The organism is Pseudomonas sp. YNh, assembly GCF_037993085.1.
Taxonomy (GTDB): Bacteria; Pseudomonadota; Gammaproteobacteria; order Pseudomonadales; family Pseudomonadaceae; genus Aquipseudomonas; species Aquipseudomonas putida.
Genome location: NZ_JBBMRJ010000008.1, coordinates 138,643 through 160,792 on the forward strand (window position 1 = coordinate 138,643; position 22,150 = coordinate 160,792).

At 63.1% G+C, this 22,150-nt stretch carries 21 protein-coding genes; 17 read left to right on the forward strand and 4 right to left on the reverse strand.

Features of this window, described 5'->3' with window-relative positions:
- The first annotated feature begins 169 nt into the window (after positions 1 to 169).
- From WF331_RS10925 to WF331_RS10975, 11 genes are all read left to right on the forward strand, one after another.
- Entirely contained in the window at positions 170 to 610 is a 441-nt protein-coding gene (locus tag WF331_RS10925) for an NUDIX hydrolase (RefSeq protein ID WP_016498850.1), read from the forward strand.
- Positions 611 to 667: 57 nt separating this feature from the next.
- Positions 668 to 1,792: a tRNA 2-thiouridine(34) synthase MnmA gene (gene mnmA / locus WF331_RS10930; RefSeq protein WP_340622889.1), complete on the forward strand. Its 1,125-nt coding sequence runs from the start codon at positions 668 to 670 to the stop codon at positions 1,790 to 1,792.
- Positions 1,789 to 2,415 carry a high frequency lysogenization protein HflD gene (gene hflD, locus WF331_RS10935; RefSeq protein ID WP_016498848.1) on the forward strand — a complete coding sequence of 209 codons (627 nt, stop codon included), beginning with the start codon at positions 1,789 to 1,791 and terminating at the stop codon, positions 2,413 to 2,415. Before mnmA ends, hflD begins: the two co-directional genes overlap by 4 nt.
- A gap of 230 nt (positions 2,416 to 2,645) precedes the next feature.
- The gene (purB, locus tag WF331_RS10940; RefSeq protein WP_041167991.1) at positions 2,646 to 4,016 is read left to right on the forward strand and encodes an adenylosuccinate lyase; all 1,371 of its coding nucleotides are present in this window, start codon (positions 2,646 to 2,648) and stop codon (positions 4,014 to 4,016) included.
- An 81-nt stretch (positions 4,017 to 4,097) separates the two neighbouring features.
- Positions 4,098 to 5,264 (forward strand): ribosomal protein uL16 3-hydroxylase, encoded by a 1,167-nt coding sequence (locus WF331_RS10945; RefSeq protein ID WP_016498846.1) that lies wholly within the window; start codon positions 4,098 to 4,100, stop codon positions 5,262 to 5,264.
- Complete coding sequence (locus tag WF331_RS10950; protein WP_016498845.1) at positions 5,257 to 5,685, forward strand: GNAT family N-acetyltransferase; 429 nt, start codon at positions 5,257 to 5,259, stop codon at positions 5,683 to 5,685. Before WF331_RS10945 ends, WF331_RS10950 begins: the two co-directional genes overlap by 8 nt.
- Before the next feature lie 198 nt (positions 5,686 to 5,883).
- The gene (locus WF331_RS10955) at positions 5,884 to 7,845 is read left to right on the forward strand and encodes a DNA topoisomerase III (protein ID WP_016498844.1); all 1,962 of its coding nucleotides are present in this window, start codon (positions 5,884 to 5,886) and stop codon (positions 7,843 to 7,845) included.
- Between the two features lie 280 nt (positions 7,846 to 8,125).
- Positions 8,126 to 9,415 carry an NAD(P)/FAD-dependent oxidoreductase gene (locus WF331_RS10960; protein WP_284364725.1) on the forward strand — a complete coding sequence of 430 codons (1,290 nt, stop codon included), beginning with the start codon at positions 8,126 to 8,128 and terminating at the stop codon, positions 9,413 to 9,415.
- A 173-nt stretch (positions 9,416 to 9,588) separates the two neighbouring features.
- A complete protein-coding gene (locus WF331_RS10965; RefSeq protein ID WP_340622890.1) occupies positions 9,589 to 10,419 on the forward strand; it encodes an alpha/beta fold hydrolase in 831 nt (276 codons plus the stop codon).
- 231 nt (positions 10,420 to 10,650) lie between these two features.
- The gene (locus WF331_RS10970) at positions 10,651 to 11,541 is read left to right on the forward strand and encodes an RHS repeat-associated core domain-containing protein (protein WP_284396126.1); all 891 of its coding nucleotides are present in this window, start codon (positions 10,651 to 10,653) and stop codon (positions 11,539 to 11,541) included.
- 146 nt (positions 11,542 to 11,687) lie between these two features.
- Entirely contained in the window at positions 11,688 to 12,467 is a 780-nt protein-coding gene (locus WF331_RS10975) for a TSUP family transporter (protein WP_016498840.1), read from the forward strand.
- Here WF331_RS10975 and nudC read toward each other — a convergent pair.
- The gene (nudC, locus tag WF331_RS10980) at positions 12,435 to 13,265 is read right to left on the reverse strand and encodes an NAD(+) diphosphatase (protein WP_016498839.1); all 831 of its coding nucleotides are present in this window, start codon (positions 13,263 to 13,265) and stop codon (positions 12,435 to 12,437) included. The genes WF331_RS10975 and nudC overlap by 33 nt on opposite strands.
- A gap of 36 nt (positions 13,266 to 13,301) precedes the next feature.
- A complete protein-coding gene (locus WF331_RS10985; protein WP_016498838.1) occupies positions 13,302 to 14,114 on the reverse strand; it encodes a crotonase/enoyl-CoA hydratase family protein in 813 nt (270 codons plus the stop codon).
- A gap of 150 nt (positions 14,115 to 14,264) precedes the next feature.
- Between WF331_RS10985 and nhaB the strand changes: the two genes are divergently transcribed.
- The 6 genes from nhaB (at position 14,265) to WF331_RS11015 (ending at position 19,179) form a co-directional block, all read left to right on the forward strand.
- A complete protein-coding gene (gene nhaB / locus WF331_RS10990; RefSeq protein WP_340622891.1) occupies positions 14,265 to 15,767 on the forward strand; it encodes a sodium/proton antiporter NhaB in 1,503 nt (500 codons plus the stop codon).
- Positions 15,768 to 16,025: 258 nt separating this feature from the next.
- Complete coding sequence (locus WF331_RS10995; protein ID WP_174370100.1) at positions 16,026 to 16,649, forward strand: dihydrofolate reductase family protein; 624 nt, start codon at positions 16,026 to 16,028, stop codon at positions 16,647 to 16,649.
- A gap of 71 nt (positions 16,650 to 16,720) precedes the next feature.
- Positions 16,721 to 17,266 carry a lipocalin family protein gene (locus WF331_RS11000; protein ID WP_016498835.1) on the forward strand — a complete coding sequence of 182 codons (546 nt, stop codon included), beginning with the start codon at positions 16,721 to 16,723 and terminating at the stop codon, positions 17,264 to 17,266.
- Positions 17,267 to 17,335: 69 nt separating this feature from the next.
- Positions 17,336 to 17,641, forward strand: coding sequence for an NIPSNAP family protein (locus WF331_RS11005; protein WP_016498834.1), 306 nt, complete (start codon positions 17,336 to 17,338; stop codon positions 17,639 to 17,641).
- A 16-nt stretch (positions 17,642 to 17,657) separates the two neighbouring features.
- Positions 17,658 to 18,617 carry a ribonuclease Z gene (locus WF331_RS11010; protein ID WP_016498833.1) on the forward strand — a complete coding sequence of 320 codons (960 nt, stop codon included), beginning with the start codon at positions 17,658 to 17,660 and terminating at the stop codon, positions 18,615 to 18,617.
- Between the two features lie 34 nt (positions 18,618 to 18,651).
- Entirely contained in the window at positions 18,652 to 19,179 is a 528-nt protein-coding gene (locus tag WF331_RS11015) for an AAA family ATPase (RefSeq protein WP_284364117.1), read from the forward strand.
- A 111-nt stretch (positions 19,180 to 19,290) separates the two neighbouring features.
- On the opposite strand, the gene WF331_RS11020 is transcribed toward WF331_RS11015, so the two are convergent.
- Entirely contained in the window at positions 19,291 to 20,574 is a 1,284-nt protein-coding gene (locus WF331_RS11020) for a Zn-dependent hydrolase (protein WP_340622892.1), read from the reverse strand.
- Between the two features lie 11 nt (positions 20,575 to 20,585).
- Positions 20,586 to 22,091 (reverse strand): NCS1 family nucleobase:cation symporter-1, encoded by a 1,506-nt coding sequence (locus WF331_RS11025; protein WP_059395767.1) that lies wholly within the window; start codon positions 22,089 to 22,091, stop codon positions 20,586 to 20,588.
- Between the last annotated feature and the right edge of the window lie 59 nt (positions 22,092 to 22,150).

The following is a 22,150-nucleotide window of genomic DNA, read 5'->3' on the forward strand; positions in this document are numbered from 1 at the left end:
GCACCGGGGTTTGTGCTTTTTGGACATTGGGGCTGCTTTGCAGCGCATCGCCGGCAAGCCAGCTCCCACAGATACTGCACAAGGCTCATGATCTGCACAGTACCTGTGGGAGCTGGCTTGCCGGCGATGGACCGCAAAGCGGTCCCGACCATCTGAAAGGACACCGCAAATGACCTGGCAACCCCACATCACCGTCGCCACCATCGTCGAGCACGAAGGCAAGTTCCTCTTCGTCGAAGAATTCAAAGCCAACCAGCACGTCTTCAACCAACCCGCCGGCCACCTCGAACCCTTTGAGACCCTGCCCCAGGCAGCCCTGCGCGAAACCCTGGAAGAAACCGCCTGGGAAGTCGAGCTCACCGGCGTGGTCGGCATCTACCTGTACACCGCCCCCAGCAACGGCGTGACCTACCAGCGCATCTGCTTCGCCGCCCGCCCGGTGCGCCACCACGCCGACCTGGCACTGGACAGCGACATCGTCCGCGCCGTGTGGCTGACCCGTGACGAGCTGCTGGCCGACCCGGCCCGCTGGCGCAGCGAGCTGGTGCCACGTTGCCTCGACGACTACCTCAACGGCCCCTTGCACAGCCTTACCCTGCTCCGCGACTGACGCGTCGCCACGGGTTTGATAGAATCGACGTTTTTCCCTTGATACACACCGGTACCCATGACCAGCCCAGCACTCAAAGACCCCGCCAAGACCCGCGTCATCGTCGGCATGTCCGGCGGCGTGGACTCTTCCGTCTCCGCCCTTCTGCTCATCGAGCAGGGCTACCAGGTGGAAGGGCTGTTCATGAAGAACTGGGAAGAAGACGACGGCACCGAATACTGCACCGCCCGTGAAGACCTGGCCGACGCCCAGGCCGTGTGCGACCGCATCGGCATCAAGCTGCACACCGCCAACTTCGCCGCCGAGTACTGGGACAACGTGTTCGAGCACTTCCTTGAAGAATACAAGGCCGGCCGCACGCCCAACCCGGACATCCTCTGCAACCGCGAAATCAAGTTCAAGGCGTTCCTCGACTACGCCCTGTCACTGGGTGCCGACCTGATTGCCACCGGCCACTACGTGCGCCGCCGCGACACCGACGGGCTTACCGAACTGCTCAAGGGCCTGGACCCGAACAAGGACCAGAGCTACTTCCTGCACGCCGTCGGCGGCAAGGAAATCGCCCGTACCCTGTTCCCGGTCGGCGAGCTGGAAAAACCGCAAGTGCGCGCCATCGCCGAAAAGCACGGCCTGGCCACCGCCAAGAAAAAAGACTCCACCGGCATCTGCTTCATTGGCGAGCGCCGCTTCAGCGACTTCCTCAAACAGTACCTGCCAGCCCAGCCGGGCAACATCGAAACCACCGAAGGTGAAGTGATCGGCCGCCACCATGGCCTGATGTACCACACCATCGGCCAGCGCCAGGGCCTGGGCATCGGCGGCCTGAAGGATGCCGGTGACGAGCCGTGGTACGTGCTGCACAAGGACCTGACCCGCAATGTGCTGGTGGTCGGCCAGGGTAACGAACACCCTTGGCTGTTCTCCCGCGCCCTGCTCGCCTCGGAAATCTTCTGGGTCAACCCCATCGACCTCTGCAGCCCGCGTCAGCTCACCGCCAAGGTACGCTACCGCCAGAGCGACCAGCAGTGCACCCTGGAACTTACGGCCAGCGGCTACCGCGCGGTGTTCGACGAGCCGCAGCGCGCCGTTACCCCAGGCCAGTCGGTGGTGTTCTACGACGGTGAAGTGTGCCTGGGCGGCGGCGTGATCGAAGCCGCCGAGCCGTGGAGCCCGCGCGCATGAGCAACCTGCAGGAGCAGCTGATTGCGTTGGGCGGTGTGTTTCAGGCCGCTGTGTTGGTGGACCGTATCGCCCGCACCGGCCAGGCCAGTGAGGCCAACATCGGTTGCATGCTTGGCAGCCTGCTGGTACGTGACCCCAAGGACACCCTCGAGGTGTTCGGCGGTGACGACCTGAACCTGCGCGACGGCTACCGCGCGCTGATCGGCGCACTGGAGCGCGACCCCAACAGCCTGCAGCGCGAGCCACTGCGCTACGCCCTGTCAATGCTGGGGCTGGAGCGCCAGCTGAACAAGCGTGGCGACCTGCTCGATACCATCGGCAACCGCCTGCCGCAAATCCAGTCCCAGGCTGACCATTTTGGCCTTGTTCATGAAAACGTCATTGCCTCCAGTGGCGCCTTGTACCAGGACACCCTGAGTACCTTGCGTCAGCGCATTCAGGTGCATGGCGACATGCGCTTCCTGCAGCAGGCCAGCAACGCGTCGAAAATCCGCGCCCTGCTGCTGGCCGGCATCCGCGCCGCACGCTTGTGGCGCCAACTGGGCGGTCACCGCTGGCAACTGGTGTTCAGCCGGCGCAAGCTGCTGAACGAACTGTACGACATGATGCGCAGCCCCAACTGACGGGCTGAGCTGCCCTTTGTGGGAGCGGGCGCGTCGAGGCGTCGAACCGCCGCGAAGCAGGCGACTCGGTGTATGGCACCGGCTACGCCGGTGTTCGCGGGCATGCCCGCTCCCACAGGGTCTGCCACCAGATCCAAATTGGGCCGACCTTTGGTCAGCCACCCGACCTGGGCGCAATTTTCATGTATGATATGCGCCCTTCCAAAAGCCTGACTGTCCGAGAACACCCCATGCAGCTTTCTTCGCTCACTGCGGTTTCCCCTGTAGACGGCCGTTATGCCGGCAAAACCCAGGCCTTGCGCCCCATTTTCAGCGAATTCGGCCTGATCCGTTTCCGCGCCCTGGTCGAAGTGCGCTGGCTGCAGCGCCTGGCCGCCCACCCGCAGATCGGCGAAGTGCCGGCGTTCTCCGCCGAAGCCAACGCACTGCTGGACAACCTGGCCACCGATTTCAAACTTGAGCACGCCGAGCGCGTCAAGGAAATCGAGCGCACCACCAACCACGACGTCAAGGCGATCGAATACCTCCTCAAGGAGCAGGCCGCCAAGCTGCCTGAGCTGGCCAAGGTCAGCGAGTTCATCCACTTCGCCTGCACCAGCGAGGACATCAACAACCTGTCCCACGCCCTGATGCTGCGCGCCGGCCGTGACGACGTGCTGCTGCCGCTGATGCGCCAGATCGCCGACGCCATCCGCGCCCTGGCCCACGCCCACGCCGACGTGCCGATGCTGTCGCGCACCCACGGCCAGCCGGCTTCGCCGACTACCCTGGGTAAAGAGCTGGCCAACGTCGTGTACCGCCTGGAGCGCCAGATCGCCCAGGTCGCTGCCGTACCGCTGCTGGGCAAGATCAACGGCGCCGTGGGCAACTACAACGCCCACCTGTCGGCCTACTCGCAGATCGACTGGGAAGAGAACGCCCGCGCCTTCATCGAAGACGAGCTGGGCTTGCAGTTCAACCCGTACACCACCCAGATCGAGCCACACGACTACATCGCCGAGCTGTTCGACGCCATCGCCCGCTTCAACACCATCCTGATCGACTTCGACCGTGACGTGTGGGGCTACATCTCGCTGGGCTACTTCAAGCAAAGAACCGTTGCCGGCGAAATCGGCTCGTCGACCATGCCGCACAAGGTCAACCCGATCGACTTCGAAAACTCCGAAGGCAACCTGGGTATCGCCAACGCGCTGTTCCAGCACCTGGCCAGCAAGCTGCCGATCTCGCGCTGGCAGCGCGACCTGACCGACTCCACCGTGCTGCGCAACCTGGGCGTGGGCTTCGCCCACAGCGTCATTGCCTACGAAGCCAGCCTGAAAGGCATCGGTAAGCTGGAAGTCAACGAAGCCCGTATCGCCGCCGACCTGGACGCCTGCTGGGAAGTGCTGGCCGAGCCGATCCAGACCGTGATGCGCCGCTTCAACATCGAAAACCCCTACGAGAAGCTCAAAGAGCTGACCCGTGGCAAGGGCATCACCCCGGACGCGCTGCTCACCTTCATCGACGGCCTCGACATGCCAGCCGAAGCCAAGGCCGAGCTCAAGCAGCTGACCCCCGCTACCTACATCGGTAACGCGGCAGCCCAGGCCAAACGCATCTAAGCTGACCGTCGCGTGCAACGCCCGGCCTGGCCGGGCGTTTTTATTCCCGGACGAAAATTACGTTTTTTCAATAGGTTGAACATGAATCCTGATACTCCACTGCAGCTGCTCGGCGGCATCTCGGCCCGCGAATTCATGCGCGACTACTGGCAGAAGAAGCCCCTGCTGGTGCGCCAGGCCTTCCCGGACTTCATCAGCCCGATCGACCCCGACGAACTGGCTGGCCTGGCCCTGGAAGAGGAAGTCGAATCGCGTATCGTGCTCGAGCACGGCGCCCACCCGTGGGAGCTGCGCCGCGGCCCGTTCAACGAAGACACCTTCGCCGAGCTGCCGGAAAAAGACTGGACCCTGCTGGTACAAGCGGTGGACCAGTTCGTCCCGGAAGTGGCCGAACTGCTGGAGAACTTCCGCTTCCTGCCCAGCTGGCGTATCGACGATGTGATGATCAGCTTCGCCGCCCCCGGTGGCAGCGTTGGTCCGCACTTCGACAACTACGACGTGTTCCTGCTGCAAGGCCACGGCGAGCGCAACTGGAAGATCGGCCAGATGTGCAGCAGCGACAGCCCGCTGCTGGAGCACGCCGACCTGCGCATCCTTGCCGAATTCGAGCAGAGCGAAGAGTGGACCCTGGAGCCAGGTGACATGCTCTACCTGCCACCACGCCTGGCTCACTACGGCGTGGCCGTGGACGACTGCCTGACCTACTCGGTGGGCTTCCGCGCGCCAAGCGCCGCCGAAGTGCTGACCCACTTCACCGACTTCCTCGGCCAGTTCCTGCCGGACGAAGAGCGCTACAGTGACGCCGACGCCCAGCCGGTCAGCGACCCCCACCAGATCCAGCACGACGCCCTCGACCGCCTCAAGGCCCTGCTCGATAAGCACATGGGCGACAAGGACCTGCTGCTGACCTGGTTCGGCCAGTTCATGACCGAGCCGCGCTACCCCGAGCAGATCGTTGGCGAAGAGCTGAGCGAGGAAGAGCTGGTGGACGCCCTCGAGCAAGGCGCCATCCTGATCCGCAACCCAAGCGCACGCATGGCCTGGTCGGAGTTCGAGGACGACCTGCTGCTGTTCGCCAGCGGCCGCAGCTGCCCGCTGCCAGGCAAGCTGCGCGAGCTGCTGAAGCTGGTGTGCGCGGCAGACGCCCTGCACATCGACAACCTCGCAGACTGGCTGCAGGACGAAGATGGCCTTATGCTTCTACAGCAGCTGGTCAAACAAGGGAGCCTGGGATTCGCCAATGAATAAGATCAGCGTTCGCCTCGCCGACTGGCAGAAAGACAACGCCGACATCCGCCGTATCCGTGAAGCGGTGTTCGTCGCCGAGCAGCACATTCCGCCAGAGCTGGAGTTTGATTCGGAAGACCAGGACGCCCTGCACTTCCTGGCCATGGAGGGTGACTATCCGATTGGTACCGCGCGCCTGCTGGCGGACGGCACCATCGGGCGCATCTCGGTGCTCAAGGACTGGCGCGGCCTGAAGGTGGGTGACGCGCTGATGAACGCAGTGATCGTCGAAGCGCAAAACCGCGACCTGAAGCAGCAGATGCTCAGCGCCCAGGTGCACGCCACGCCGTTCTACGAGCGCCTCGGCTTTCGCATAGTCAGCGAGGAATTCCTCGAAGCCGGCATCCCGCACGTGGACATGGTGCGCGACTCGCGCGTCTGATCCATCACCTCCCCACAGGCGCCCCACACATTCTGAAAAATGTGCGGCCCTGTGGGAGCGGGTTTATCCGCGAAAGGGCCGTACAGCTCAAAACACTTCCCCTGACAAAAACCTGTACATCCATCCAGATAAAACTTGCCTCCGCGCCCCCGCTTGCGCATCCTAGTGCCCATCACCTCCGATGAAGCGTCCCCGGCCATGCGCCTGTTCCTCTGCGAAAAACCCTCACAGGCAAAAGACATCGCCAAAGTGCTAGGCGCCACCCGCAAGGGCGACGGCTGCTGGCAAGGCACTGACGTCTGCGTAACTTGGTGCATCGGCCATCTGCTGGAAACCGCCCCGCCCGACAGCTACGACGAACGCTACAAGCGCTGGAACCTGGCCGACCTGCCGATCATCCCGGACAAGTGGAAGATGCTGGTCAAGCCCAAGACCGCCAGCCAGTTCAAGGCGGTGAAGCGCCTGCTGGGCGAAGCGCGGGAGCTGGTGATTGCCACCGACGCCGACCGCGAAGGCGAAATGATTGCCCGCGAGCTGGTCGAGCATTGCCGCTACCGCGGCCCGGTGCAGCGCCTTTGGTTGTCGGCGCTCGACGACACCTCCATCCGCAAGGCCCTGGCACGCCTGCTGCCAGGCCACGAAACGTTCAACCTTTATCACTCGGCGCTGGGCCGCTCTCGCGCCGACTGGCTCATCGGCATGAACATGAGCCGGCTGTTCACCCTGCTTGGCCGCCAATCCGGCTACCAGGGTGTGCTGCCGGTGGGCCGGGTGCAAACCCCCACCTTGCGCCTGGTGGTCGACCGCGACCGCAGCATCGCCGACTTCGTGCCGGTGCCGTTCTGGGCCATCGACGTACAGCTTGAACATGCAGGACAAGCTTTCAACGCCCAGTGGCGTGCGCCCGAGGACGCCTGCGACGACCAGGGCCGCTGCCTGAACCAGAGCTTGGCGCAACAGGCCGCCGCCGCCATCGGTAACGCTGGCACGGCACGGGCCGTAAAAGTGACCACCGAGCGCGTGCGTGAAGCCGCGCCCTTGCTTTTCGACCTTGGCACCCTGCAAGAGCTGTGCTCGAAAAAGTTCGGCCTCGGCGCCCAGGAAACCCTCGACATTGCCCAGGCCCTGTACGAAACCCACAAGCTCATCACCTACCCGCGCAGCGATTGCGGCTACCTGCCGCTGAGCCAGCACGCCGAAGCACCGGCCATCCTCGCCGCCCTGCAACGGGCCGATGCCGGCCTCGCGCCGCTGCAGCCCCACCTGGAGCCGCAGCGCCGGTCGCGGGTGTGGAACGACGCCAAGGTCAGCGCCCACCACGGCATCATTCCTACTGCCGCCGCCAGCGACCCGTCGCGCCTGCCGGCCAAGCACAAGGCGGTGTACACCCTGATCCGCGCCCGCTACCTGGCGCAGTTCCTGCCCAACCACGAATATGATCGCACCCAGGCCGACTTCGACTGCGCCGGCCATGCCCTGCGCGCGGTGGGCAAGCAAATCGTCGAGCCGGGCTGGCGCCGCGCCCTGCCCGAAGCGCTGACCCCGGCCAAGGGCCGCGAAGCACCACCGGCCCAGGTGCTGCCAGCGCTGAGCGAAGGCCAGGACTGCACCGTCCAAGGCCTGCAACTGAAAGACCTGTGGACCCAGCCGCCCAAGCCGTTCACTGAAGGCGACCTGATCAAGGCAATGAAAAACGTGGCCAAGCTGGTGGACGACCCGCGCCTGAAGCAGAAGCTGAAAGAAACCACCGGCATCGGCACCGAGGCCACCCGCGCCAGCATCATCCAGGGCCTGCTCGACCGCGGCTATCTCGTAAAAAACGGCAAAGCGCTGGCGGCCACGCCTGCGGCCTTCAGCCTGATTGATGCCGTCCCCCGCGCCATCGCCGACCCTGGCACCACGGCGATCTGGGAGCAGGCGCTGGACATGGTGCAAAGCGGCGAGATGAGCCTGGAAGAATTCGTGGCCCGACAGTCGGCGTGGATGGGCAAGCTGGTCGAGCGTTGCAGCGGCATGCGCATGACCATCAGCGGGCCGGCAGCCGGTGCAGCGCCGCCCTGGAAGAAGAAGCGTCGCGGTGGAGGTGGGAAAAGCAAAGCAGCCGGAAGCAAGTCAGCAGCAAGCAAGCCGCGTCAGCCCCGAAAAAAAGCGACAACCTGAAGCTTCTGCACTGGCATTACAGGCCCTATCGCCGGCAAGCCAGCTCCCACAAGTACCCAATTGGCATCAGCACCTGTGCAAGACTTAGGCTCTCAAGACATGCACTGGCTTCAGTCCTTCTACAAGACTTGTGGGAGCTGGCTTGCCGGCGATAGAGCCAGCTCAGGCAGCATATTGATAACGGGTAAACTACCAAACCCTGCCTGACGCATTGGCACCATGAAATTTCCCTGCTAAGTTTTCATGAAAATAATCACAATAATTTTCACGAGGCTTCTGCATGTTCAAACAATCCGCCCAGCACGTCGCCAGCTACTACACCCAGACCTACCCCGCCAACATCCCGCTGCGCCCTACCCTGCAAGGCACCCACGACACCGACGTGCTGATCATCGGCGCCGGTTTCAGCGGCCTGCATACCGCCCTGCGCCTGACCCAGGCAGGCAAACGCGTGACACTGCTGGAGGCCAGCCGGGTAGCCTGGGCTGCGTCCGGGCGCAACGGTGGCCAGGCACTGCTGGGCTGGTCATGCGACATGCCGCCACTGGAAAAGGCCTTGGGCGTGGAACGCACCCGGCGCCTGTGGGCCAGCATGTGCTGGGCCGCCGACGAGATGCGCGAACTGCCACAACGCCACGGCTTCGATATCGACTACCGGCAGGGCAGCCTGTGGACTGCGGTATTGCCGCGCCGGGTGAAAATGCTCGAAGAAGCCCTGCACGACGCCGAACACAAATGGGGCTACGACGCCCTGCGCCTGATCGGCCGCGACGAGCTGCCACAATGGATCGACAGCCCGCGCTACCAGGCTGCGCTGTATGACGCCAAAGGCGCCCACCTCAACCCGCTGAAGCTGGCACAAGGCCTGGCCAGCACCATCGAAGCCAGTGGCGGGCATATCTATGAACAGAGCCAGGTACTCAGCTATCAGCAAGACGGCAACGGCTATACCGCCCGTACCGAAAATGGCGAAGTGCGCTGCCAGGTGTTGGTGCTGGCCTGTAACGCCTACATCGACCGCCTCGACCGTGGTCTGTCGCGCCGCCTGTTGCCGGTCGGCTCCTATCAGGTGGCAACGGCGCCACTGGACGCCGACTTCGCCCAGTCGCTGCTGCCGCGTAACAGTTGCGTGATCGACAACCAGTTCGTGCCGGACTACTTCCGCCTCACCCCGGATCACCGCCTGCTGTTCGGTGGCGGCTGCACTTACCTGGGCGGTATTCCCAAGGACGTCGCCAGCGCCACCCGTCCGTACCTGGAGCGGGTGTTCCCGCAGCTGGCCGGTGTGGCCATCGACTATGCCTGGGGCGGCCATATCGATTGCAGCATCCAGCGCACCCCGGACGTCGGGCGCGAGGGCCAGCGCTATTGGTTGCAGGGTTTCTCCGGGCATGGCGTACTGCCAACACTGGCCGCAGCGCGAGCCGTCAGCGATGCCATTCTTGGCGATGAAGACCTGTTGGCGCTGTACCAAGGCATCGACAATGGACGCTTCCCCGGGGGAGATCTGCTGGCTGCGCCTTTGGAAGCTGCGGCAAAAGCCTGGTACCGCATGCGCGACCGCGTCTGAAGGGCATCAGTATTGCCTGTGCGGGCCGCTTCGCGGGTGAAAGGGAGCTCACAGTGTAAGAGCGGGTTCACCCGCGAAAAGGCCCGCACAGGCAACACAACTTCCTGATGCCCGACAAAATCCCTCCTATTCTCAATAGCTCCCTTCGCTTCCTGCACCCAGGAGATACGACCATGAGCTATGTAACCACGAAGGACGGCGTACAGATTTTCTACAAGGACTGGGGCCCGCGCGATGCACCGGTGATCCACTTCCACCACGGCTGGCCGCTCAGTGCCGATGACTGGGACGCGCAGATGCTGTTCTTCCTCGCCCAGGGCTACCGCGTGGTGGCCCACGACCGCCGAGGTCATGGCCGCTCCAGTCAGGTATGGGACGGCCACGACATGGATCACTACGCCGACGACGTAGCCGCCGTGGTTGGCCACCTGGGCACCCAAGGCGCCGTACATGTCGGCCACTCGACTGGGGGTGGCGAGGTGGTGCGTTACATGGCTCGGTACCCTGAGGACAAAGTGGCCAAAGCCGTGCTGATCGCCGCCGTACCGCCCTTGATGGTGCAAACACCCGGCAACCCCGGCGGCCTGCCCAAGACGGTGTTCGACGATTTCCAGAACCAGGTCGCCAGCAACCGGGCGCAGTTTTACCGGGATGTGCCAGCCGGGCCGTTCTATGGCTACAACCGACCCGGTGCCGAAGCCAGCGAAGGCATCATCGCCAACTGGTGGCGCCAAGGCATGATCGGCAGTGCCAAGGCCCATCACGACGGCATCGTGGCGTTTTCCCAAACCGATTTCACAGAGGACCTCAAGGGCGTAAACCAGCCGGTACTGGTGATGCATGGGGACGATGACCAGATCGTGCCCTATGAAAACTCCGGGGTCCTGTCGGCCAAGTTGCTGCCCAATGGCACGCTGAAAACCTACAAAGGCTACCCGCATGGCATGCCGACTACCCATGCCGATGTGATCAATGCGGATTTGCTGGCGTTTATCCGTAGTTGATGTAATTAGCCTGCACTGGCCCTTTCGCGGGCACGCCCGCTCCCACAGGTACTGCACAATTCTTCAGATGTGCATATAACCTGTGGGAGCGGGTTCACCCGCGAAAGGGCCGGCACTGTCAACACACTTATTTTATGTGCGTACGCAACTGGCAGAACTGCCAGTTGCGCGCCTGTCTGTTTTGCATGAAGGTAATTTAAATTCATTACTACTCGCACCAGCAGGCTGACCATGGCACAGAACAGGAAGCAGCGCTTATTCTACAAAAATGGCCAACTGTCCTCAGAGATTGGCAACGGCCAAAGCGTGACGCTATTTTCAGCCTCTAACACTCCTCTGGCGGAGCGTTCTGCCGAGACAACGCTATTGGCAGAAAACTCGCAGAGTTCCATAGTTAACAGCTCACCTCGCAACAGCAGGAAATATCTTAGCTATACAGCTTATGGGCACGGCCATACTGACCTGATCCTGGGATACACCGGGCAACGTTATGATCGGCTCACAAACTGCTATCACCTAGGCAACGGTTATCGTGCATTCAGCCCGCAGATAATGCGGTTCCTTTCGCCCGACAGCCTCAGCCCCTTCAGGAACCGTACGCTTAACGCTTACGCTTACTGCATGGGAGACCCTATAAATCGCCATGATCCTTCGGGACACACGTGGAAAGCCATCAAGGCGTCGATTACGCAAGCAGGCACAGCGGTAAGGACTCTTTTCAAAAAACAGGAGCCCGACTATCGCGCCGCAGCCACCGCGGCAATTGAAACAAACGCAGAGCTGAAGGCGCAATACGGCTTTATACTTGGTCATCCGGACGCCGAGCAAAAACATTTTAAAGCGCTCGCAAGAATCCCCGAGCACAACCAAAACATCAAAAGCATTAAAGACGCTGGCACTGACACCCGACGCCACTTTGAAGGGCCGGAGTCCTTACCAATAAACGTCGACGAACTCGATAACACAAAATACCTAGCCTTCGAAGAGCAACTAAGACTAGAGGGCTCGTATGCAAAGATTGCAAGGTACACCCAAAGGCTAGATAAGCTTAAACCCCAACCACTCAACCCACAGGAGGCAGGTCCGGCGATACGAGAGTCATGGGAAAAATTTGATGACTGAGCCGTTCGAGCCGGTAAACGCATGAGGTCTGGATGTTGAGTCAATTAAACAAATCGAGAGACTGACAACCGCAGGCACCAAGTATTACCATGGCGGTTCTTTTGCGGCCATTTGACGCAACCTGCCCTTCAGCTTGAAAGCCTCCCATGCCCTTCGAACTCACCGTAGAACCCTTAACCCTGCTGATCCTGGCCCTGGTCGCCTTCGTCGCCGGTTTCATCGATGCCATCGCCGGTGGCGGGGGCCTGCTCACCACCCCGGCCTTGCTCACCGCCGGCATGCCACCGCACCTGGTGCTGGGCACCAACAAGCTCAGTTCCACCTTCGGTTCGGCCACCGCAGGTTTCACCTACTACAAGCGCAAACTGTTCCACCCCGCGCAGTGGCGCCCGGCGTTGTTCGCTACCCTGACCGGGGCGTTGCTAGGTGCGGTCATCGCCCACTACATGCCAGCCGAATGGCTGAACAAGATGCTGCCGGTGATCGTCTTTGCCTGTGGCATCTACCTGTTGTTCGGCGGCACACCCAAGGCGCCGCTGGATGCCGATGCGCCGATCAAGAAGAAGTGGCAAGTGCCGCAGGGCTTCACCCTGGGCTTCTACGACGGCGTGGCCGGCCCGGGTACCGGGGCGTTCTGGACGGTCAGCACCCTGCTGCTGTACCCCATCGACCTGGTCCGCGCCAGCGGCGTGGCGCGCAGCATGAACTTCGTCAGCAACATCGCGGCGCTGACGGTGTTCATCATTTCCGGGCAGGTGGATTACGTCGTCGGCCTGTGCATGGGCCTGTCGGTCATGGTTGGTGCCTTTTTTGGCGCACGCACGGCGATCAGTGGCGGCAGCAAATTCATCCGCCCGGTGTTCATCACCGTGGTGCTCGCCTTGACCGTGCGCCTAGCGTGGCAGCACTGGTTCGGGCAAGCGTAAGCGCCTGGCCACATAAAGATCGATCAGGTACCGGGCAATCGACCGCCCGGCCGGCAACGGTGGCAGGTCGTGGACGCTGAACCACTGGGCGTCCTCGATCTCGTCCGGCTGCATGACGATATCGCCCCCCGCGTATTCGGCATGAAAGCCCAGCATCATCGAGTGCGGGAATGGCCAGCACTGGCTGCCGACGTACTGGATGTTCCGCACGTCCACCGCCACCTCTTCACGCACTTCGCGCACCAGGCAGTCTTCTGCCGACTCACCCGGCTCGGCAAAGCCCGCCAAGGTGCTGTACACGCCGGTGACGAAGCGCGGCGAGCGCGCCAGCAAGATTTCATCGCCACGGGTCACCAGCACGATCATGCTCGGCGAAATACGCGGATAGCTGCGCAGGTCGCATGGCTGGCAGTACATCGCCCGCTCCCAGCGAATTTGCGTCATCGCCTGGCCGCAGCTGCCGCAGAAACGGTGCTCGCGGGCCCAGGTGCCGATCTGCGCGGCATAACCCAGTATTTTGTAGGTGTCGAAGTCGCCTTCGAGCATGAATGCCCGCAGGCCACGCCAGTGGCAACCGGGCACGTCGGTGGCGCTGCGCAGCTCCAGCAGGAACACCGGCTGGCCGTCGAAATGGCCGATGCCGTGCTCGCATAACACGTCGAGGTCCTGGCGTTTGAGCCAGTCGCGGGGAAACAGCGCGCCGTTGTCGTCCACCAGAAACCCTTCCGGGCTGCGGGCCACGGCCACGCCCCCGGTGATCTGCGGGTCGAGTACTGCAGTAGTCCAGCGTGCTGACATGTCGGGGGTTCCTTGACTGCGCGTCCCCCGGCCCGATCAGTCGGCGAACGTCGGTTTCTGTTTGCTCATGTGCGCCGCCACGGCCACGCGCAGGTCTTCGGACTGCAGCATCGCGGCGTTCCAGGTGGCGATGTAGTCCAGGCCATCGTCGATGCGATGGTCACGCATGTAGCTGAGCATTTCCTTGGTGCCGGCCACGGCGATCGGCGATTTTGCAGCAATCTCCCGGGCGATGGCAAAGACACCGTCCAGCAGTGCGGCCTGATCATCATAGACCCGGTTGACCAGGCCGATGCGCAGGGCCTCGTCGGCCGCAACGTTGCGACCGGTGAAGGCCAGCTCACGCATGATGCCGTCGCCAATGATACGTGGCAAACGTTGCAGTGTGCCGACGTCGGCGGCCATGCCCATGTCGATTTCCTTGATCGAGAACTGCGCGTCGCTGCTGCAGTAACGCATGTCGCACGCCGAGATGAGGTCGATGGCGCCGCCGATACAGTAACCCTGCACGGCCGCCAATACGGGTTTGCGGCATTTGTCGACGGCGGTGAACGAGGCTTGCAGGCGCTGGATGGTGCCACGCAGAAAGCGCGCATTGCGCCCCACGTCCTTGCCCATTTGCCCGGCCAGCGAAGCCAGCATCATCAGGTCGATGCCTGCGGAAAAATGCTTGCCGGCACCACTGATTACTACCGCCCGCACGGCATCGGTGTCGTCGACCCACTGGAAGATAGTGATGATCTCTTCCCAGAAGGCCGCGTTCATCGCGTTGACCTTTTCCGGGCGGTTGATCTGAACGTGGGCGATGTTGTCGGTCAGTTCAACCTTGAACGCACTGTACTCGGTCACGGGCGGCACTCCTGCGGGTGAAGGATTCATGGCGTGGATGTTAACCCAGCCCGATGGCCGTACTTGTGCCAAAAACGGGACTGCACGCCTTGCCTAAGACGCGCCAATCCGGCACCGTGCGCCATCGCCGAATCATAAGGATACATATTCATGTCACGCTCCCTGTCCGGCGCCCTCGCCCACGGTTTTCTGGGCCAGTCGCCGCTTTGGTACAAGGCGGTCATCTGCCTGTTCCTGGTGCTCAACCCGCTGCTGCTGGTTACCGTTGGCCCGGTTGCAGCCGGCTGGGCGCTGGTGCTCGAATTCATCTTCACCCTGGGCATGGCGCTTAAGTGCTACCCGCTGATGCCTGGCGGCCTGCTGCTGATCGAAGCCTTGCTGTTGCAGATGACCACGCCACAGGCGCTGTACGAGGAACTGCAGCACAACTTCCCGGTGATCCTGCTGCTGATGTTCATGGTCGCCGGTATCCATTTCATGAAGGAGCTGCTGCTGTTCCTGTTTTCGCGCATTTTGCTCGGGGTGCGCTCGAAGGCCGTTCTGGCGTTGCTGTTCTGTGTGCTGTCGGCGTTTCTGTCGGCGTTTCTCGATGCGCTGACCGTGACGGCGGTGATCATCAGCGCTGCGGTCGGCTTCTACGCCGTGTACCACCGCGTCGCGTCCGGCGCCAACCCGCGCGAGGAAAGCGCGGTGGACAGCGACCAGCAGATCGCCCACCTGCACCGCGAAGACCTCGACCAGTTCCGCGACTTCCTGCGTAGCCTGCTGATGCACGGCGCAGTGGGTACCGCCCTGGGTGGCGTGTGCACCTTGGTGGGCGAGCCACAGAACCTGCTGATCGGCCACGAGATGGGTTGGCACTTCGCCGACTTCTTCTTCAAGGTGGCACCTGTGTCGCTGCCAGTGCTGGGTGCCGGCCTGCTGACCTGTGTGCTGCTGGAAAAACTGCGCCTGTTCGGCTACGGCACCTTGATGCCCGATCCGGTGCGCCAGGTGCTGGCCGCCTACGCGGCCGAGGACGACGCCGCACGTACCCAGGCCCAGCGCATCGCGCTGTGGGTGCAAGGGTTTGCAGCGCTGATATTGATCGTCTGCCTGGGGCTGCATGTGGCTGAAGTCGGCCTGATCGGCCTGATGGTGATCGTGCTGATCACGGCGTTTACCGGTATCACCGATGAACACCGGCTAGGCCGCGCCTTCCAGGACGCCATGCCGTTCACCTCGTTGCTGGTGGTGTTTTTCGCCGTGGTCGCGGTTATCCATCAGCAGCAGCTGTTCAGCCCATTGATCAGCTGGGTGCTGACGCTGCCGGCCGAACAGCAACCGGGCATGCTTTACCTGGCCAACGGTTTGCTGTCGGCGATCAGCGACAACGTGTTCGTCGCGACCATCTACATCACCGAGGTGAAGCAGGCGTTTCTCAATGGCAGCATGAGCCGCGAGCATTTCGAAACGCTGGCGGTGGCGATCAACACCGGCACCAACCTGCCCAGCGTGGCAACGCCGAATGGGCAGGCAGCGTTCCTGTTCCTGCTCACCTCGGCGATTGCGCCGCTGATCCGGCTGTCGTACGGGCGTATGGTGTGGATGGCCTTGCCCTATACCGTGGTGATGGGTGGGCTGGGTTGGTGGGCGGTGACCTACTGGCTGTGATGTAAACCTGCACGGGCCCCTTGTGATCGGCTAATTCAGTCTCTTGTAGGAGCGACCTTGTGTCGCGAACGGGCTGCGAAGCAGCCCCGGCAATTTGTGCATTTGCGCTGAAATCCTGGGGCTGCTTCGCAGCCCGTTCGCGGCACAAGGCCGCTCCTACACAGGAACTGCATCACTTTCGAGGCCTGTGTCGATTCTGCCTGGTGCCATTCGACTACCCATGAAAGCAGCCACCGGGCTGCCAACAGGAGAGTCCCCATGCGCAAACTCATCGTAGCCGCCTTCATCAGCCTCGACGGCGTGATGCAAGCTCCCGGCGGCCCGCAGGAAGACACCAGCGGCGGTTTTGCCTACGGCGGCTGGATCGTGCCCTACGCCGAGGAAGTGTTTGGCCAGGCGATGCAGGCATTGTTCAGCCAGCCCTTTGAGCTGCTGCTGGGCCGGCGCACCTACGACATTTTTGCCGGCTATTGGCCAAACATCAAAGACAACGCCGAAGACTTCTCCATCGCCAACCTGTTCAACAGCGTGCCCAAGCATGTGGCCACCCACACCCCTGCCACCCTCGACTGGCACAACAGCCACGCTCTCGGCACGGACATCGCCGCTGCGGTACGCTCGCTCAAGCAACGGGACGGCGCCAACCTGCTGACCCAGGGCAGCGCCGACCTGGTGCAGCAACTGCTGGCGGCAGACCTGGTCGATGAACTGCAACTGCTGACCCACCCGCTGCTACTCGGCCACGGCAAACGCCTGTTCGGTCATGACGCAGCAGCAGCGGCCTTTACCTTGCTGCAGTCGCAAGTCTCGCCCAAGGGTGTGATCATCAGCCGCTACGTGCGCGCAGGCCAGGTGCAGACCGGTTCATTCGACGTGGTGTGATCCCATACAACTTTTGCCCCGCGCAGGCATCGAAACACAGGAAGCCCCTATCCGCTCCAAGGAGGTCAACCATGGCGCTGCGCACTACGCTGCTGCTTTCCTGCATGACCCTGGCGCTGCTCGGCTGCGCCGGCAACGATCAACCGGCACCACCGCACACCCAGCAGGTGGACCTGCAACGCTACCAGGGCACCTGGTATGAACTGGGCCGGCTGCCGATGTTCTTCCAGCGCAACTGCGTGCAGTCCGAGGCACACTATGGCCTGCGCCCGGATGGCCGGATCGACGTGACCAACCGCTGCAAGGAAAAGGACGGCCAGTGGAACGAAGCCAAGGGCATCGCCGAGGCCCAGCAGCCGGGCAGCACCGACAAGCTGTGGGTGCGCTTCGACAACTGGTTCAGCCGCCTGGCACCGGGCCTGACCAAGGGCGAGTACTGGGTGCTGTACCACGACAAGGACTACCGCGTGGCGTTGGTAGGCCACCCCAACCGCGAGTACCTGTGGCTGCTTTCACGCACGCCTGCGGTCACCGACCAGCAGCGCGAGCAACTGCTGACCATCGCCCGGGAGCAAGGGTATGACACCAGCAAGCTCATATGGCGGCAGGGAGACTAGCAGGCCGTCGACGGCTGGCGGCAATGCGGCTAAGGTGTGCGCCCGTCATACCTCGAAGGAGCGAGCACATTGATCACCTGCCACGTCAAATACATCGTCGACCCTTTCCAGCTGCCTGCGTTCGAGGCCTATTCACGCCAGTGGATAGGCCTCGTCACGCGCATGGGCGGCCAGCATCACGGCTACTTCCTGCCTGCTGAAGGCGCTAACAACATCGCGTACTGCCTGTTCAGCTTCCCCAGCCTGGCGGCCTACGAGCAGTACCGCAGGCAGGCCGAAACCGACCCGGAATGCGTCGCTGCAGTAGCCACAGCTACAGAGCAACGCTTCATCCTCAGCTACGAGCGCAGCTTCCTGAAACCGCTGCTGGGCTGAATCAAGGAGGTTGCACATGGACCTGCTGTTCCTGGGCACCTGCGCCGGGGTGCCCACCAAGGCACGCAATGTTAGCGCCACCGCGTTGATCGAAGCCAGTGGCAGCCACTGGTACCTGGTCGATTGCGGCGAAGGCACGCAGCATCAGCTGCTGCGGACCCCGCTGTCGATCCGCGACCTGCGCGCCATTTTCATCACCCACGTGCACGGCGATCATTGCTTCGGCCTGCCCGGCCTGCTGGCCAGTGCCGGCATGAGCGGGCGTACCCAACCGCTGGAGCTGATCCTGCCGGCTGCGCTGCATGACTGGGTACGCCAGGGCCTGGTAGCCAGCGACACCTTCCTGCCATTCGAACTGCGCCTGCTGGCCGTGGAAGAGTTGGTCGAATGGCGCAACGATACCCTGCAGGTGACCACCGTTCAGCTGTCACACCGCGTGCCGAGCGTCGGGTTCGTGTTCACCGAACTCAACCCCGAACCGCGCCTGGACATCCCCCGCCTGGAAGCCGAAGGCATACCGCGTGGCCCGCTGTGGGGCGAGCTGGCCAAGGGTTTGACGGTACAGTATGGCGAGCAGTTGCTGAACGGCAACGACTACCAGCGCCCTTCCCGGCCACCGCGGCGGGTGATCGTCTGCGGCGACAACGATACCCCCGAGCTGCTGGCCGACGCTGCCCAAGGCGCGGATGTGCTGGTGCACGAAGCCACGTTCACCCAGGCCGTGGTCGAACGCACCGGGGTCACCTTCGGCCACAGTACCGCGGCGGCGGTGGCGCGCTTTGCCGAAAGCGCAGGCGTGCGCAACCTGGTGCTGACGCACTTCAGCGCCCGTTACCAGAACGACCCGCGGCGCAGCCCGAATATCGACAACGTGCGTGACGAAGCCCTCGCCCACTACCACGGGCAACTGATCCTGGCGCAGGACCTGCAGCGCTATCGCATTGGCCGTGATGGCTGTCTTGAGCCAGCCGGATGAATTAGCATGGCCGGTTTTCCAAAAGGACTTGGCCATGCAACGCATCGTGATTCTGGGCAACGCCGGCAGTGGCAAATCAACCCTGGCCCGGCAGATCGGCGCCCGCCTTGGGACGTCGGTGGTACACCTCGACACGTTGTTCTGGGAGGCCGGTTGGGTAGAACCGGATGCCGAGACCTTTCGCAGCCGGGTACGCGATGCGGTTAGCGGGCAAGCGTGGGTATGCGAGGGCAACTACAGCCGCCGCACCTTCGACCTGCGCTTGCCACGGGCCGACCTGGTCATCTGGCTGGATACACCGCGGCTGACATGCCTGAAGCGGGTCATCCTGCGCAGTGTGATGAACAAGCCACGGCCAGACCTGCCGGCCGGGTGCACAGAGCGGCTGGACCGGGCGTTTCTGACCTTCCTGAAGTTTGTGTGGACGTTCGACCGGGGCTATCGCCCAGGTATCGAAGCAAACCGCCAGGCAATCGGGCCGCAGGTGCCGGTTGTGCATCTGCGTGGTGAGCGGCAGATCGCGGCGTTTCTGGCGAGCCTTTCATTGCCTGTTCCGGCCTGATCGCCGGCAAGCCAGCGCCCACAGGGGTATCACCGGGCCTGAGGGCGGCGCTGTACCTGTGGGAGCTGGCTTGCCGGCGATAGGGCCCGTGCAGGCAACACCGATCTCTGGCTAGGCCGCCAAGCGCCCGCTGGCAATCGCTTCCGACGCCTCCAGCATCGCCCGCAGCAACACTGCGCAGCCCGCCGCCAGGTCATCGGGCGTGGCGTTCTCGATTTCGTTGTGGCTGATGCCGTTTTCGCAGGGCACGAAAATCATCCCCGCTGGCCCTAGTTCGGCCAGGAAGATCGCGTCATGCCCCGCACCGCTGACGATGTCCATGTGCGGCAACCCCAGCGCCTGCGCCGAGGCGCGCACGGCATCGACACAGCCTTTGTCGAAGTACAACGCCGGGAAGTTGGCCGTAGGCACCAGTTCGTGGCTCAAGCCATGCTTGGCACAGGTTGCCTCGATCACCCCGCGCACCTCGGCGATCATCGCATTCAGTTGCTCGCCCTCCAAATGGCGGAAGTCCAAGGTCATGCGCACCTCACCCGGGATCACGTTACGCGAGCCTGGGTACGCCTGCAGGCAACCCACAGTGCCACAGGCATGGGGCTGGTGGCCGAGGGCGGTACGGTTGACCGCCTCCACCACGGCGGCAGCGCCGACCAGGGCGTCCTTGCGCAGGTGCATGGGTGTCGGCCCCGCGTGGGCTTCGACACCGCGCAGGGTCAGGTCGAACCACTTCTGTCCCAGCGCCCCGAGCACCACGCCGATGGTCTTGGCCTGGTCCTCAAGGATCGGGCCCTGTTCGATATGGGCCTCGAAATAGGCCCCGACCGGGTGACCCAGCACCGCGCGCGGGCCCGCATAGCCGATAGCGTTCAAGGCTTCGCCAACGCTGACGCCCTGGGCATCACGCTTGGCCAGGGTTTCCTCCAGGGTGAACTTGCCGGCGAATACCCCTGAACCCATCATGCACGGTGCAAAGCGCGAGCCTTCTTCGTTGGTCCACACCACCACTTCCAGCGGGGCTTCGGTTTCTACGCCCAGGTCGTTCAGGGTACGTATCACCTCCAGCCCGGCCATCACCCCGAAGCAGCCATCGAACTTGCCGCCCGTGGGCTGGGTGTCGATATGGCTGCCGGTCATCACCGGGGGCAGCTTGGGGTTACGCCCCGGGCGGCGGGCGAAGATGTTGCCGACGGCGTCGATGCTGACCGTACAACCGGCAGCTTCGCACCACTGCACGAACAGGTCGCGGGCCTGGCGGTCGAGGTCGGTCAGGGCCAGGCGACAGACGCCGCCCTTGGCGGTGGCACCGAGGCGGGCCAGGTCCATCAGCGATTGCCACAGGCGGTTGCTGTCGACATGCCGAGCGGTGGTCTTGAGGATCTCTTTGACTGGGGTCACGGGTTTCTCCTTCAGGCTTTTTTTGTTGTCGGTGCGGGCCTCTTCGCGGGTGAACCCGCGCCCACCGCCAAGCTGGCGAATACGTAGTACAGCGCGCCGCCCAGCAGCGAGCCGGTAAACCAGCCGTAGTCGTAGAACCAGCTGAAACTGCTGTTGCCAATCGCCATGACCGTCAGCGCCACCGGCAAGCCGAAGGCGGCAAACCCGGGCCAGTTCCACGCCGGGTAAACGTCGTCGCGGTACAACCCGGCCAGGTCCAGCTGCTGCCGACGGATCAGGAAGTAGTCCACTACCATGATCCCGGCAATCGGCCCGAGCAGGCTGGAATAGCCCAGCAGCCAGTTGGAATACACGCTCTCCAGGCTCAGGTCGGAGACGATCAGGCCCAGCTTCTTCAGCAGCTCATGGCCCATCAGCACCAGGCCGATAAAGCCGGTCAGCCATACCGCGCGGGTGCGCCCGATCAGGCGTGGGGCGATGTTCTGGAAGTCGTTGGTCGGCGACACGATGTTCGCCGCCGTATTGGTCGACAGGGTGGCAATCACGATCAATGCCATGGCCAGGGCTACCCAGAACGGGCTGTGGATCCTGCCGATCAGGCTGACCGGGTCGGACACCGTCTCACCCACCAGCGACGCCGAGGCGGCGGTCAGCACCACACCCAGCGAAGCGAACAGGAACATGGTCAGCGGCAGGCCAAAGATCTGCCCGAGAATCTGGTCCTTCTGGCTGCGGGCGTAGCGGCTGAAGTCGGGAATGTTCAGCGACAAGGTGGCCCAGAAGCCGACCATGGCCGTAAGCCCTGCGCAGAAGTAACCGACCACGCTCGCCCCTTCCGGGCGCTTGGGTGGTTGCGCCAGCAGTTCGGTCATCGACATGTGTGGCAAGGCCCAGAACAGCAGGCCGACGCCCACCGCCACCAGCAGCGGTGCCGACAGCGTTTCCAGCCACTTGATCGACTCGGCGCCGCGCAGCACCACCCAAAGGTTCAGGCACCAGAAAATCATGAAACCAATCACCTCGCCCGTGCCGGCCAAGGCCTTCCAGCCATCGAACACCGAGCCAAGGAACAGGTGAATGGCCAGCCCGCCGAACATGGTCTGGATGCCAAACCAGCCACAGGCAACCACGGCGCGGATCAGGCACGGTACGTTGGAGCCGAGGATGCCGAACGACGAGCGCAGCAGCACCGGGAACGGGATGCCGTACTTGGTGCCGGGGAAAGCGTTGAGGGTAAGCGGGATCAGCACGATCACGTTGGCCAGCAAGATCGCCAGCAGCGCTTCGCCGACACTGAGGCCGAAGTAGGCGGTGAGCACGCCGCCCAGGGTGTAGGTGGGTACGCAGATGGACATGCCCACCCACAAGGCGGTGATGTGCCATTTGTTCCAGGTGCGCTGGTGCACCTTGGTCGGTGCGATGTCGTGGTTGTAGCGCGGGCTGTCGAGGACATCACTGCCCTCGGACAGCTCAAACAGGCCATCCTGCTCGACCACTTCCGATCTGCTCTGTTGCATGGGCCCTTCTCCAGATTTTCTTGTAGTTGTTTGCTCATCGGGCTAATTCGATGGCCGGA

Excerpts from the sequence above, each read along its gene's own strand:
- mnmA (WP_340622889.1), top strand. The coding sequence starts at position 668 with ATGACCAGCCCAGCACTCAAAGACCCCGCCAAGACCCGCGTCATCGTC.
- WF331_RS10960 (WP_284364725.1), top strand. The coding sequence starts at position 8,126 with ATGTTCAAACAATCCGCCCAGCACGTCGCCAGCTACTACACCCAGACC.
- purB (WP_041167991.1), top strand. The coding sequence starts at position 2,646 with ATGCAGCTTTCTTCGCTCACTGCGGTTTCCCCTGTAGACGGCCGTTAT.
- WF331_RS10950 (WP_016498845.1), top strand. The coding sequence starts at position 5,257 with ATGAATAAGATCAGCGTTCGCCTCGCCGACTGGCAGAAAGACAACGCC.
- nudC (WP_016498839.1), bottom strand. The coding sequence starts at position 13,265 with ATGTCAGCACGCTGGACTACTGCAGTACTCGACCCGCAGATCACCGGG.
- WF331_RS10945 (WP_016498846.1), top strand. The coding sequence starts at position 4,098 with ATGAATCCTGATACTCCACTGCAGCTGCTCGGCGGCATCTCGGCCCGC.
- WF331_RS10970 (WP_284396126.1), top strand. The coding sequence starts at position 10,651 with ATGGCACAGAACAGGAAGCAGCGCTTATTCTACAAAAATGGCCAACTG.
- WF331_RS10955 (WP_016498844.1), top strand. The coding sequence starts at position 5,884 with ATGCGCCTGTTCCTCTGCGAAAAACCCTCACAGGCAAAAGACATCGCC.
- WF331_RS10995 (WP_174370100.1), top strand. The coding sequence starts at position 16,026 with ATGCGCAAACTCATCGTAGCCGCCTTCATCAGCCTCGACGGCGTGATG.
- WF331_RS10975 (WP_016498840.1), top strand. The coding sequence starts at position 11,688 with ATGCCCTTCGAACTCACCGTAGAACCCTTAACCCTGCTGATCCTGGCC.
- WF331_RS11015 (WP_284364117.1), top strand. The coding sequence starts at position 18,652 with ATGCAACGCATCGTGATTCTGGGCAACGCCGGCAGTGGCAAATCAACC.
- WF331_RS10925 (WP_016498850.1), top strand. The coding sequence starts at position 170 with ATGACCTGGCAACCCCACATCACCGTCGCCACCATCGTCGAGCACGAA.
- WF331_RS11025 (WP_059395767.1), bottom strand. The coding sequence starts at position 22,091 with ATGCAACAGAGCAGATCGGAAGTGGTCGAGCAGGATGGCCTGTTTGAG.
- hflD (WP_016498848.1), top strand. The coding sequence starts at position 1,789 with ATGAGCAACCTGCAGGAGCAGCTGATTGCGTTGGGCGGTGTGTTTCAG.
- WF331_RS10965 (WP_340622890.1), top strand. The coding sequence starts at position 9,589 with ATGAGCTATGTAACCACGAAGGACGGCGTACAGATTTTCTACAAGGAC.
- WF331_RS11000 (WP_016498835.1), top strand. The coding sequence starts at position 16,721 with ATGGCGCTGCGCACTACGCTGCTGCTTTCCTGCATGACCCTGGCGCTG.
- WF331_RS11010 (WP_016498833.1), top strand. The coding sequence starts at position 17,658 with ATGGACCTGCTGTTCCTGGGCACCTGCGCCGGGGTGCCCACCAAGGCA.
- nhaB (WP_340622891.1), top strand. The coding sequence starts at position 14,265 with ATGTCACGCTCCCTGTCCGGCGCCCTCGCCCACGGTTTTCTGGGCCAG.